General features: G+C 36.9%; 14 protein-coding genes and 2 tRNA genes. 6 read left to right on the forward strand and 10 right to left on the reverse strand.

Annotated elements, in window-relative coordinates; all coding sequences use genetic code 11:
• Window position 1: 1 nt before the first annotated feature.
• Entirely contained in the window at window positions 2–5,152 is a 5,151-nt protein-coding gene (locus tag B3P16_RS09535; protein ID WP_286842688.1) for a phage tail tape measure protein, read from the reverse strand.
• Between the two features lie 162 nt (window positions 5,153–5,314).
• Here B3P16_RS09535 and B3P16_RS09540 point away from each other — a divergent pair, with 162 nt between their 5' ends.
• The 5 genes from B3P16_RS09540 to B3P16_RS09560 all read left to right on the forward strand — a co-directional run bounded on the left by B3P16_RS09540 (window position 5,315) and on the right by B3P16_RS09560 (window position 7,635).
• Entirely contained in the window at window positions 5,315–5,587 is a 273-nt protein-coding gene (locus tag B3P16_RS09540; protein WP_286842690.1) for a hypothetical protein, read from the forward strand.
• Window positions 5,588–5,645: 58 nt separating this feature from the next.
• A tRNA-Asp gene (locus B3P16_RS09545) sits at window positions 5,646–5,719 on the forward strand.
• Between the two features lie 286 nt (window positions 5,720–6,005).
• A tRNA-OTHER gene (locus tag B3P16_RS09550) sits at window positions 6,006–6,096 on the forward strand.
• 282 nt (window positions 6,097–6,378) lie between these two features.
• The gene (locus B3P16_RS09555) at window positions 6,379–7,146 is read left to right on the forward strand and encodes a hypothetical protein (protein ID WP_286842693.1); all 768 of its coding nucleotides are present in this window, start codon (window positions 6,379–6,381) and stop codon (window positions 7,144–7,146) included.
• A gap of 3 nt (window positions 7,147–7,149) precedes the next feature.
• On the forward strand, window positions 7,150–7,635 hold the full coding sequence (locus B3P16_RS09560) for a PIN domain-containing protein (RefSeq protein WP_286842695.1): 486 nt from the start codon (window positions 7,150–7,152) through the stop codon (window positions 7,633–7,635).
• Window positions 7,636–7,744: 109 nt separating this feature from the next.
• On the opposite strand, the gene B3P16_RS09565 is transcribed toward B3P16_RS09560, so the two are convergent.
• Window positions 7,745–7,996, reverse strand: a complete 252-nt coding sequence (locus tag B3P16_RS09565) for a hypothetical protein (RefSeq protein WP_286842697.1) — start codon at window positions 7,994–7,996, stop codon at window positions 7,745–7,747.
• A gap of 247 nt (window positions 7,997–8,243) precedes the next feature.
• Here B3P16_RS09565 and B3P16_RS09570 point away from each other — a divergent pair, with 247 nt between their 5' ends.
• Window positions 8,244–8,903, forward strand: a complete 660-nt coding sequence (locus tag B3P16_RS09570) for a DUF4145 domain-containing protein (protein ID WP_286842700.1) — start codon at window positions 8,244–8,246, stop codon at window positions 8,901–8,903.
• A 96-nt stretch (window positions 8,904–8,999) separates the two neighbouring features.
• On the opposite strand, the gene B3P16_RS09575 is transcribed toward B3P16_RS09570, so the two are convergent.
• The 8 genes from B3P16_RS09575 to B3P16_RS09610 form a co-directional block, all read right to left on the reverse strand.
• Window positions 9,000–9,749, reverse strand: a complete 750-nt coding sequence (locus B3P16_RS09575) for a Rha family transcriptional regulator (RefSeq protein WP_286842703.1) — start codon at window positions 9,747–9,749, stop codon at window positions 9,000–9,002.
• A gap of 116 nt (window positions 9,750–9,865) precedes the next feature.
• Entirely contained in the window at window positions 9,866–10,186 is a 321-nt protein-coding gene (locus B3P16_RS09580) for a hypothetical protein (RefSeq protein WP_286842705.1), read from the reverse strand.
• A gap of 3 nt (window positions 10,187–10,189) precedes the next feature.
• Window positions 10,190–10,402, reverse strand: a complete 213-nt coding sequence (locus B3P16_RS09585; RefSeq protein ID WP_286842708.1) for a hypothetical protein — start codon at window positions 10,400–10,402, stop codon at window positions 10,190–10,192.
• Window positions 10,392–10,685, reverse strand: a complete 294-nt coding sequence (locus tag B3P16_RS09590) for a hypothetical protein (RefSeq protein ID WP_286842710.1) — start codon at window positions 10,683–10,685, stop codon at window positions 10,392–10,394. The genes B3P16_RS09585 and B3P16_RS09590 overlap by 11 nt, the downstream gene beginning before the upstream one ends.
• 226 nt (window positions 10,686–10,911) lie before the next feature.
• Window positions 10,912–11,490, reverse strand: a complete 579-nt coding sequence (locus tag B3P16_RS09595; protein WP_286842712.1) for a hypothetical protein — start codon at window positions 11,488–11,490, stop codon at window positions 10,912–10,914.
• Between the two features lie 116 nt (window positions 11,491–11,606).
• Entirely contained in the window at window positions 11,607–12,071 is a 465-nt protein-coding gene (locus tag B3P16_RS09600; RefSeq protein WP_286842714.1) for a hypothetical protein, read from the reverse strand.
• A gap of 40 nt (window positions 12,072–12,111) precedes the next feature.
• Complete coding sequence (locus B3P16_RS09605; RefSeq protein WP_262885293.1) at window positions 12,112–12,246, reverse strand: hypothetical protein; 135 nt, start codon at window positions 12,244–12,246, stop codon at window positions 12,112–12,114.
• A 74-nt stretch (window positions 12,247–12,320) separates the two neighbouring features.
• Window positions 12,321–12,821: a hypothetical protein gene (locus tag B3P16_RS09610; RefSeq protein WP_286842718.1), complete on the reverse strand. Its 501-nt coding sequence runs from the start codon at window positions 12,819–12,821 to the stop codon at window positions 12,321–12,323.
• Between the last annotated feature and the right edge of the window lie 55 nt (window positions 12,822–12,876).

A 12,876-nucleotide genomic window follows, 5' to 3' on the forward strand; every position in this document is an offset into this window, starting at 1 on the left:
ACTATCCTCCGTAAGCTCTATTAGATTGAGGTGATGTGTTTTTATTGATGCTTCTTAATTCGGAAACAGCATTTTTAAGTTCTGTAACGGTGTTTGCAGTATTTGTCTGGATTGCGTTCAGAGCAACGAGAGAATCATTGGCAATCATAACTTGCTTCACTAAAGTCAAACCTTGAGATTTGCTCTCATCAAACATCCGTTTGTTCAATTCAAAAGTTGAACGATATAATCCGGTCAATTCGCTAGCCGTTGCTTCTGTAAGTTCTCTTTTAATTGAGCTTTTTAAACCGGAACCACCTTCTTCCCCTTCATATCCGATGAGGTCCATCATAGCTTTGTATCTCTTATTGCCGGCTTCGGCTAGCGCTTTATATTCAGCCTTGAGAGCATCCGATTCTGTTTTTGTTAAATCACCATCATCCATGGCCTTTAGCACATTGTCATACCAAGACTGCATGCTTTCGGTCATTTTTCCATCTTGAACCAATCTGAGAACTGCTTTTTGCATGTGCTTGTAAAAAGAATCAGAAATGTCACCGAAAGTCAAATCAGCCTGTGAAAATAGATTCCCAAATTCATCTTTGATATCGTCAAGGGAAATTCCGGTTAGCGCTTCCTGAAGTGCGGTTTTTAATTCCTCCGCCTGTTCTTTGGCGTCGATCATACTATTACCAAACTTTTTCACCTCCTCAGGAAGTCTAGCCCATAATGTCGGCTGTTTTAACAGTAAATCAGACCACTCTTGACTTGACATATTGAGAAGTTTTTGCCGACTCAATACATCGCCTAGTTCCTTATCATACTTATACCAGTTCGAGCGTTTAAACAAGGAAGCCCCCTGGGAAAACCAAGCTTCAAGACTTTTTCTATTAGCAATTGTTTTAGAGTTTACAAGTTCAAGAGCTTCATTATAAGCATCGATCGCGCTTTTGCCGGACTTTACTGAAAACAATTCTTTTTGCTTATCAATTAGGATATCGAATGTCTCAGACAATGACTCATAGTACTCTTGCTCCTTTTTTAGAGCTTCGTTTCGTTTTTTTGCAGCGCCATCGATGAAAGAAAATACAGCTTGTACTACTGCTAAAGCAGCTTTAACGATAGCCAATATGACAGACGCATTTTCAGCCTGACTCACGGCCAATGCTACAGCTGTCGCTGTAATCTGAACAGCATCTAAAGTCGCTAGAGCAGCATCACCAGCATCCCCTAAAGCCTCTTTAAGAAAACTTGCAGAATTCACTGCCTCTGCGACAAAGTCAAAACTTTTTGCCGTTGCTTTAGAAAGGTCCCTCCAGTTTTTCTTAATTTCTTGCGAACTTTCTTTGCTATCTTTTGAAGTACCTTTAAAAATTGAACTTAATGCTTTTCCAAACTCTCTAAAAGGGTTCTTTTCAATTAACACACCTTGTGCTTCTTTCAACTGTCTTTTGATTCTAGCTAAATCCACTGGATCAAACTTGCCCTTAAGTCTTTCAAAGTCTGTTTCAATTTTTTTAAGCAATTTTTCAATCTCTTTCGCACCGATCTCATCCATACCAGAAAAAACCCTTTCCCATTCAATACTTCCGGTTAGTTCCTCGGCTGCGGTTTTAGAAACATCTAAATCTCGTTTCTTCGTAAGTTTTTCCTCCCTCTCAGGAGTAAGCTCGTTTGCATCTCGCAGCGCTTTAAGGTTGTCTTGGTATTCTTTCTCAACACCAAGAAGTTTATCATTTAAAGATTTAGCAGACTGCAAAGCACTAACAAGCTTCTTATTCTCTCTTTCGCGATCCTCTTTATCCAAAGCGTCCAATAGCAAACGAAGAGCTTTAGCCCTTTCCTCCTGGGCCTGTGTAAGCTTAACAGCAGATCCTTGAAAATCACCGGATGCACTCGATTTTTCAAGTGTGATCAAATCCATATACTCTTTCTGCAATCGCTCCTTATATCCCTTAAATGAAGCTAGTTGACCAGCATAACGCTTATCAGCTTCTGTCTTGGAAGTTTGCTCCGCATATGCATTATATTCATCCAGCAACTGTTTTTGAATTGTAAGGGATTCTGTTAAACTTTTAGTGTCTTGTCTCGTGGTTGCTTCAGAAACTTCAAAATTTTCCGAACGTTTTAGCCCACCTTCGTCAACTCGTAATCCTTTATTCTTTGGATCAGCATAAAATTTTCGGACCTCCTCCTTGATTTTGGCGTATTTGTCCTTTATAGAAGCTACTTCTGATTCATTTCGAGTAATTTGATTTCTAGACGCAGTCTCATTAATTTTATCAATTTCAAGCTGAAGAGATCTTTGGCGCTCTGTTGATCTTCGTGTTTCTTCAGCTGCCCTTCCAGCTGATTTAGCAGCAGACTCATCTTTGCTCAACGAATACTTATCCACATTCTTTTGAGCTTCAGCCAACTTTTTAGAAAGGGAATTCCAAATATCAGAACCTTTTTGAGAGACTTCTAATGCTTCTAACGCTTCCTGAGTATCATTAACGATCTTCTCCCAATACTCTTTGTTTTTCTTTACAACTTCGTCTTGTTTATTATTACCGGTGGGTTTAGGAGCTTCGCCAATTGTGAATTTTGCAAGGAATGCGGCATCTTCAGGCAATAAATTTCCACCTAAATCTTTGGTGCGTTGCATATTCGTCTTTAATTTATCAGTCAGGATAGCTATACGCTGCGTTCTATCTTCAATACCTTTTAATCTATCTTGCTCATTTTGACCTATTCCAAACAACTTAGAGATAAATGATGTGCCTTTTTGATTATTTAAACTGTTATTTTGAATACTAATTAATTGATCTCTCTGTCGCTTCAATTCTTGTCTTTCCTCACCTAAAGCATTCCTGTTAGATATATTCATATCCTTAACAAGCTGTTTTTGAGCATCATTGAATTGAGTAATTTTTGATTTATTGATATCAATTATTTCTCCATATTTATTGAACTCAGTGATAGCAGAAGGAATAAGCGTTGCTACTTTTTGAATTATATCTCGCAGTTCCGTATGTTCCTCTTTGTTGAGGTTGGTTTTCGATTTTAATTCATCATATCTTTTCAATAATGGCTTTACAGCACTTTCAGTATATTTTGTTTGATTTTCCAGCTTATAATAACTGTCTACCAGTTTATCTGATGCTAATGAATTGGTTGACATTCCGTCTATCACATCGGCAATAAAGCCAATAACAGCAACACTCGCTTTCCCAATACGGCCTTGTCCATTTTCAATGCCTAACACTAAGTTATCCCAAGCTATTCCAATACGCTGGGTTTGGTTTACTAATTTCTGGGCGGCAGTCGCGAATTCTGCATCCATAGCCCCATTAGCGTCTTTAACCTGATTCATAGCTTCAGCTAGAGTCGCATATCCTTTTGAAGCTAATGAGCCGATCACGTCACGATCCTTCTGAGCGGTAATTCCTACCGCTTCAAGACTTTTATTGAAATCAGCTGCGGTTGTACTGGTTCGATTTAAACCTCCAATGAAATCCATTAAAACGCCAGAAGCGTCCTCTCTAAAACGATTACTTAATTCAGTTTGGGTACCGCCAACTAATCTTAAAACTTCATCAACACCTTTCCCACTTCTTATTGCTTTTTCTAAAACTCCAAGGGTTCTTCCAATAGACGACCCTACAAGTTCAGCCTCCACTCCGACGGATTTTGTTGCAGTGGCATATGCAAGAATTTCTTGTCGACCAAGCTTATATATTCCGGTCGATTGAGCGATACGGGTAGCATTGGCAAGAATCTCAGATTCTGTTGCAGGGAAATTGTTTCCTAGCTGAACTATCTCGTCACCAAATGCTTTAATATTTTTAACACCTCCGTCAACAAGCTGCAGAAGCCTAGCTATCTGCGATGCACCTTCCTCGCCCGAAATATCAGATGCGGTCTCCAGTTTTGCCAAAGCTTCACTAAATGCCAGGATATTTTGAGAACCTTTAACCCCTAACTGGCCCGCAACTGAAGCATACTCAAGCAGCTTATCGGTAGAGACCGTTTTAAGTGATCGAGAAAGACTAATTATATCATCTGAAAAGGATTTTAAAGCAGAACCAGTAAGGCCAGTAGTTTTGCTTACATTTAACAGACCATCATTAAAATCAATAACTGTTTGCTTATTTGATTGGAACAGTTTGTATAAGGCTGTTAGAACAACTATGGCTATACCTAAGGGTGAAATCAGAAATTTAAGGACGCTTTTACCAACACCCATAATTGCTTCTCCTAATTCCTTAAATGCCCCAGGCTTTCCAGCAAGATCATCAATAGACGTTCCAAAGGCCGCCAGACTACTGTTAATTTGACCAATAATCGGTATAATATTTTCTAGAGCGCTCGCATAATCACCCACATTACGTTGATGGAGTCCAAGAGTGGCATCAATTTTCTTTATCCCCTTATCAAGATACTGTGTTTGGGCAACAAGTCCCCTGGCCTTATCAGCCAATTCTTTGTATCCAGCAGTATTCTTTTTGCCTTGACCTTCTAGATTATGCATTTCAGCCAATACATCCTTGGCTTCTTTACGTACATTATTAAGAGCTTTGTTCAGCTGATAATAAGCGCTATTTTCCTTTTCAAGTTCTTTACGTCTTTTCTCTGCGGCCTTTCGTTGCTTTTCTGCTTCACGTTCGGCATCCTTTCTAGCCCGCTCAGCATCACGAAGAACTTTCTCAGCAGCACGTTCCTCTGCATTAACTTTACGTCGAACTTCAGCTTGCTCTTTAAGTTCCTTGTTGTAAGCCTGCAGTTCAATTTGACCCTGCTTGTACTGAATGTTTAGCTCTTTTTCAGTTTGAGTAAGCCCCTCGGTCGCAGCTTTCTTTTCAGCCAGAACAGTCTTTGCATCCTGTTCAAGCTGCTTAAGCACATTTAAGTCAGAAATTTCCTTCGATCTTTCTTCCCTCAATCTTCTTAAAGATTCAATATTTTCGAGTTGGGCGGCTTTTAAATTCTTTTGCTCGTCGGACAATTGCTTAACGGCAGTAGTAGACTTTTTGGCCTCTTCCGCCATTCCTTTGATAGGATTAGCAGAAGATCCTGACAGTTTTTTAATCAAGTTCTTCTCGAATTTATCAGACATTTCGGCTTGAAGCTTTGCTAAACCAGCAAGCTTTTTCCGTAATTCCGAATCATCACCGGTAAATCTAAATTTCACGTTTGGCATACACTCCAAAGGTACCTCGACGTGGAATCTTAATAAATTACAGAACAATGCAAACCAACTATTTGCATAATATTTGATTATCCATTTGGATATTTCATTATATGTTTATATTTTTGAATCAATAAGTTCATTGTTTTACTAAACCATTTAAGAATGAAAAGATTTATTGCAATTGCATTAGTCGGAATGTTCTCTCTTTTTATGGTTGGCACTGTGTACGCTTCATTCGATAAGAATAAGCCCATTGAGCTAAAGAAAGGTTCAGATAGTCCGCAAATGGTGGCTATCCTTGACGGTGTAACACCTTCCGTTGAACCTCAATACGGCAAAATGGTCACTGTATTATCAGAAGACGAAACACTATCGGGATATCAGTCTGATATTACTCCGAATGCCAACGGGCCACCTACTATTAGAATGTTATAGGTGTTAATTAAGAGAAAATAGAAAAGCCAATTTTACGGAGTTGGCTTTTTTGAAAAACGGTCTATTGGCTCAGTTGGTTAGAGTGCTCGGTTGTCAGCCGAGAGATCACGGGTTCGAATCCCGTATAGACCGCGAAAGATTGTTCTTTGAAAATATAACCATTGGTTGGTGAAACGTAATGATTCCGAGATGCAGAGTAGGAGCCCAACCGATGGTTTTTAAAACATAAAGCAAGGTGGCGGAGTTAAACGCATATCACGGTCACTGGTTCCGTAGGCGGGGTAATAAATCAGACCACGAAACTAAGATATTTTTGCAGGTAGCCATTCCTGCCCTTGCTTTGAAAGATGTTTTCATTAAATCTCCCATTTATTGGGAAAAGCCCACTTACAGCCGTGAGGTTGGATCGTGGGAACCTGGGGAAGTCGTCTAGGGGAAGGACACCATTGGTACTAGGATTGAAAAATCGATAACCCGTGGCGACACTGGTTCGAATCCAGTCTTCTCGGCAACCATTGGGTGGTATGCATACTTGTTGGTAGAAGCATATCGTCGGAGGAACCATCAGTATTATCTGCTTGAAGGATATGGCAGCCTGGAAAGACAGGCTTTGTTTAGCACTTTTCATAATTTAGGTTTATAATTGGTTTAGTTTAAGGCCTGACACCTCCCAAGTGATCAGGCTTTATTTTTGCAATAAAAAAAACACACAATTTTTTGGAAAAATTATATACAATATCTAAGGAAAATTATATATTTTAAAGTTCAATAGTATTTTGTTATTTTGTAGTGTGGAAGAACAAGGTTACATAGAATTAAGGATTGATAATATCCAAAAAAAATTAAATCCAAAAGATGTAGATATTACTGATGTTAAATCAATAATATCTGACATAGAGACCTTTTTGTATCCCACAAAAGAAGAAAAGAAAACCAGACCTCATATATCATATGATCTTCAAGAAGGATCTGCAAAACACAAGTTCTTTTTGCCTATTTCTGCTGTTTTACTGTTTAATGGGCTTACTACGGAAATAAAGAAACGAGACAGTATTGATTTTTTGGATTATAAGAGACAAGAGATAATTGATAGGTTTCAACGTATCGCTGTTAAACATGGTTTAATAATAGAATTTAATTCTTCTCTATCTTCTGAATCTACACTTGTTATTGATTCAAAATCTGATTTTAAGTTGATTACTCCTAAATATTATGAAAGCGAGTTTTATTTATATGGAGAAATATATCAAGAGGGTGGCAAAAACCCAAATATTCATATTTCGACTACGGAATATGGTAATTTGACAGTATCAGCTACCAAGTCACAAATAGTTGAAGGAGACAAAAAGTCGTATAAACCATATGGTATCAAGGTTATAGGTAAAAAAAGCCTAGAGGATGGTAAAGTATCTGATCTAAAGCTATTGGAATTCATTGCTTATAAACCGGTATATGATAAATCTTTATTAGATAGAGCTATAGAAAGTGCTTCTAAAAATCTAAGCAAAATCAAGAATTTAGACAAATGGATAGAAAATTTAAAAGCAGATGGAATTTAAGCTATGATAAGTAAGATAAAAACCATTTTGCTTGACAATTCCTTTGTTACTAGACTTCTTAAGTCTGATGACGAGTATCATAAAAATGTCGTTGAATATTACGAATATTTTTTAAATAATGATGTAGCAATGTATCTATCGACTATTGTAATTAGTGAATACTCTGTGGGTGACGATCCAAATAACTTATTGTCATTAAATTCATTTAGAATACTTGAATTCGATTATAATGATGCCAGAATATCTGGAGAATTTTTTAGTTTTTTAAAGGGAGAAACGGCTCTAAGGGAGTCAGTTGAAAGAAAGGTCATAATAAATGATTTGAAGATTTTTGCCCAAATAAAAGCGAGGGGTCTTGATGCATTTATTACGAAGGACGCTAAAGCTTTTAAGCAAATGTATACTCCACTTAGAGACAACGGAATGGTTGGATTTCATTATTTTGATTTATCCTTGCCCTTGAAAGAACTTTTAGGGACACTATTTTAATAACTTCATAACTTCCCAATACGGCCCCTTCTGAAAAGTTCGGGCTTTTTCTATTGCCTTTCAACTTTGAAATCCCCCAAACATCACACGATGCTGGGGGATTTTTTGATCAATCTAAATTACCAAGTGATTCAAACTCAATTTTCCGGTCCTCTTTGTACTCTTTCAGGAATACAAAATGCTGATCTAAAAAAAGTTCTTGTACTAACATTTCCAATCCTATAGAAACTTTTAAGTCCCCATTTGTAGTAACAATTTTTGTAAATTCATCATTAGCTTCTAAGCGGATAATCGAACTTACTGAAATTAGCATTGTTGGAGGGTACAGTGGCTTTTCAGACACATAAAAAAAACTTGCCATAATTATTTAATAGATTAATTATCCAATATAGTCTATTCACAGGATATTTCATAATATTAAGTAATATTTAAACCTCCTTAGTTTATATTAAAGACAAAAACCTGCATAAAAACCGGTATTGAGTACTTTTTACTCACAAAATCAACCAACTTTTCGACAAAGGAATAAAAACGCTTGTTATTTTGATTTTTATTATTTTTACCATTTTGGATATTTTAGTATATTAGAAAATTAATTAATCCATAAAATGAATTACAAACCTTTAAACTATGAAGAGTCCGCCGCAAACTGCCCTTTATGCGGGGCATATTCAAGCTTTTCATGGGGTAGAATGTTTCTTCAAGTGACATATGAATCTGCAGATGAAACTAAATACCATTCTGGTCGATGCGAGCATTGTAGAAATTTGACTATATGGGAACGATCGGTCTCCGGATCTCCCGCAAGAGCGAATTATAAATTGATTTATCCATTTTCTGGATCTATTCCTCTTCCAAACGAAGACTTGCCTGAAGAGATTAAAAATGATTATATCGAAGCGAGTGTAATAGTAAACTTGTCTCCTAGAGGTGCGGTAGCTTTACTGAGACTGGCTGTACAAAAATTATGTAAACATTTAGGGGAAAAAGGCGAAAATATAAATGCTGATATTCGATCTCTTGTTTCAAAAGGACTAAACCCTATGATTCAAAAAGCACTCGATGCAGTTAGAGTGACAGGAAATAGTGCTGTGCACCCTGGCACAATAGACTTAAATGACAATAGGGAAATTGCAATAAAAGTCTTTGGCCTCATTAACGTGATCGCAGATGTAATGATAACTCAGCCCAAGATGATTGAACAATTCTATGATGAGACATTGACCGAAGGCGATAAGGCCGCTATAGATAGACGAGATAATAAATAAATAAAGGCCTTGAATAAGGCCTTTGTTTTTGCTCATACTTGTGAAACGCAAAGATAAACAACTGACTTACAGACTCGCTAATTTTAACATCTGCATCTATACTAATTTTACATCCTTTTTAGGTTTTGGATCTGATTTGAAGATAGTACTTAAAAATCCTAGGCCCCTCTGTGTCACTAGAACTTTAATTATCATGAAACTCTCATGGTTTTCACGCTCAATCCATTTCTCTTTAAGTTGAAAGTACCCCCTATCAATATATAGCTGTTTTGGCTCATTTTTTTGCTTGAAGAATACACCATTATCACGAAGTTTCTTAAATAGGGTATTTCTGCCAAAAGGTAGTTCAAGTATTTTTGCGCATTGACCTATGTCAACCTTTTCGTCTGTATCCAAAACACGGTTAAGAAACTCAATTTGGGGAGCTTGTTTATTTAGCTGCTTCTGTTGCTCATCAATAACCTTGTATTGTTGGGCAGCAAGTAACAATGCTTCATACATATTTCCAGGAACAGGAAATGCGTTTAGGTTTTCCAATTCCTCCCATCGATTTATAAGAATAGCTCTCGCTTCATCATTAAACTTTGTGGCTATATATAAACATTCCTTTTTTGAAAGTTGAAATTCAGGTCGTTTTTCTCCTTTTCCGTCGATGTAATCAACGAGCGAAAATTTCCGTCGGTTAACTTTTTCCCAAGCGACTTCCATTTTTCGAATAGCCTCCAAAATATCTGAATGTCTTTTTCCGGTCATTTCCGCAATCTCCCGGCTTGACATAGTTTTTTCCGAATTAATGTTCTGATTTCCTTGACCAGAATCATTTAAATTTTGTATGTTTGTGATCATGTTTTTTTTGATTAAACAGGCTTGCACCTTGGGATGGAACAGCCTGTTTTTTTTATTAACTTATCCAAATGTATAAACTTTACTTAACTTATCCAAATGGATAATATTCAAAGCAATTACCCTATATATTTCTTAGCTGTATTTATCGCGTTCCCGATCTGATAAAAAGTATTCCACCCTGCCTTTTCCTTTAATAGATCAATAAGAGTAGTAGATTCCCCGATTAGATTATCCATCTTTTCTAAAGCCTCTTCATCTTTAATAGCTTCCGCTGCAGTGCTCATGGCTTTCATTTGCCGAGCGAGAAGATTTAATAAATTCTCCACCGACATTCCATAGTCCTCATTTATATGGGACACATTGTCCAAAATTTGGCATACCTCTTCCCGGGCAGACTCAACCTGGTTGGTTCTACCTTCATTTTCAATATGTGCCATAAATTATGCTGCTTTAGACTTCTTTAAATTAATCGGTGTCAATGGATGTCCCAGATCTGCCATAAGAAACTTAAGCTCGATAAGCATATCCACAATTTCACTATTAAAATCTTCTGCTGTCAGGTAGTCTTCCAGGTCGAAGAATCTATCGAATAATCCGACAAGAAGTTCCTCAATCTCACAAAGAGCTTCAATAGCCATTTTCTTAGATACCATGGTTAGCTCCTTCCTTGATTTTCTCAGCTAGATTTTTGATAAATGATGAATTTATTCCTAAACGGTAGATAAGCTGCATTCCTTCTGAAAGAACCTCTGCATTGCCTTCTCCGTCGTTGAAGTCGACAAGGGCCGTGATTACAGCATTGCTTCGATCTGCTTCCATGCAGTCATTGAAATAATTAATTTGGAAGAGTAGGTTCTCTAACCGGTCGATCTCCTCTGGAGATAACATGATGGATATTAGGTTATCCGTTTGATTGGGTGTTGTTTGATTTCGCATTTTACCAACAATTTAATCAGCAACAAAAAAGCCCTGCCGAATGTGGGACTGCGAAATCAAACATAAGTAGTCCGAGGACTAAAATATGAACCACACCGACAGGGTTAATCTGTATATTACAACAACATCTGATGTTGACTTATTTCTTATAAAGTTTATGAGGCCTTTACTACCTATATTTGATTTCGCATTTCAAATATGCAAAATATTTTTTAAAACGCAAAATTTATTTCATACTCTTTCTCAGTTCTTTCAATTCCACTGAACCTCTAACAGTAAATATAAATTCTTTCTTAATTTTCTCCCCTTTCTCATTTTTAAGAACCAAAACCATTGACACCTTTTCCGACCCTTTTCCTCTTTTGAATATATTATTAGCCTTCTTATTACTAAACATATACCAAATTGTGCCATAACTTTCTAATCTTGTTTTATTAAAAAGCTCAAGTCTTGTAGACGTGTTAGGTGCAATTTTAATATCTTGAATTGATTTATCTTTATCAATCATTAATGTAGTCTCAGATATAATTGATTCCGTTGTTCCGTCTACAATGAAGTAGCTATCATTGTATGAAAAATGTAACATCTCATCTGATTTATTAGCAATACTAACAGTTACACTAACGTCAGAAAGCTTGGTTAATCGAAAGATCACACCGTCTAAACTATCCGTATACCCTATTGGAGATTTATCCTTTATAGTCACTAAAGTACCATTTATTGATTCTCCGATTTTCGTTAGATCTTGTCCATTACTGCAAAGAAAACACGCTACTAACGAAAGTAAAACCAAATACTTTTTCATAATAAATTTATATTTAAGCTAAAAACTCAAATATAATTAAAAACTTCAAAGAACGGCGAAACACGTTTTGTACGGCACAAACATATAAATTTATAACATATTATCCAAATGGATAATCATATTATTTTTTTAAGGAGCTCCAAAGCCTCATAATTCTTTATTTGAGAAGGAACAACTGTCAATACTTTCCAACCGAGGGATTGTGCAAGATTAGATTTTTCATAATCTCTCATAATTCCAGTCCCAGAACTATGGCCGCTATTTCCTTTGGCCCACACACCACCATTTACCTCGATACCGATTTTTAGCTCTGGAATTGCATAATCAAAACGATAAAGACGATCAACTGAAAAAAAGAATTCCGGCCAAAGTTCGATTGATAGTTCTGTTTTGATCAAATTTATGAACGGATCATTATATTTTTCCTTGTTTCTTATATTTCGAGTATCATCAATCCAACCAGTGCGGATAATTTTGGATCTTGTTTTCTTTTTCGGCAATGACGATAAAGCTTCCTTTGAACCTGGAGGAAAGTAAACGTCTCCTACCCTAACAAAACCACGTTCAGATATATCTTTCACAATTGACTTTCCTTGCGCGGATCTCCCCCACTTTCCCATACTAAACACCTAATCCTTGATCCAACCTTTTACCGATATCGAACAGAGAGATATTGTCATTAGTCCCAACAGTAGGACTATTCGATCCTGCAGATGATCCCGATTTATCAACTTCTGGACCTACAGCATTATACATGATGAGATTTCTCCAAGTAACTCCCCATTTAATATCATATTCAGTACCGCCATAGTATTTCCAGGTATTTGAAATTAGGTCGTAGGCTGTTCCTCGCCCAGGATAGTTTTCTCCAGTTCTTTCAGATCGATTAGGGATCCCGATATAGCGAAAAAAGTTTGTACGTCTAACCTCCGGTAGACTTCGTTTACAGCTGCATGTAATTCGGATGGGGTGAAATGATAATTTAATGCTTCGATAAGCCATTTAGGCGGATCTGTTGGTTTATTATTCAATCCGACAGCTAAGAACTCTATAAACAATGGGATGTTGTTCTCAATCATCTTATAGATTTCCACATCAGAAATTTCTTTCGCGCCTTGCAACCGGCTAATAATACCTAATATGCGGACAACGGTACCGGGATACAACTCCGAAACATAAATCTTTTTAGAATAGAAACGAGGAATGATAAATAGAAATGAAAGCAATTTGGTGTACCATGACTTGTATTGCTTTTGCAATCGTACTTTTTTGATAAGCACTTTTTGGTCCGAAAGGGATTGGACCATATCTTGTTTTACTGAATTATTCATTTTGGGTTAGGATTAATAAAGCCCTACTAACCGCCTAACCTCCGGCTTTCAGGCT

The sequence above is a fragment of the Sphingobacterium sp. UBA7631 genome, assembly GCF_002483935.1.
Classification (GTDB): domain Bacteria; phylum Bacteroidota; class Bacteroidia; order Sphingobacteriales; family Sphingobacteriaceae; genus Sphingobacterium; species Sphingobacterium multivorum.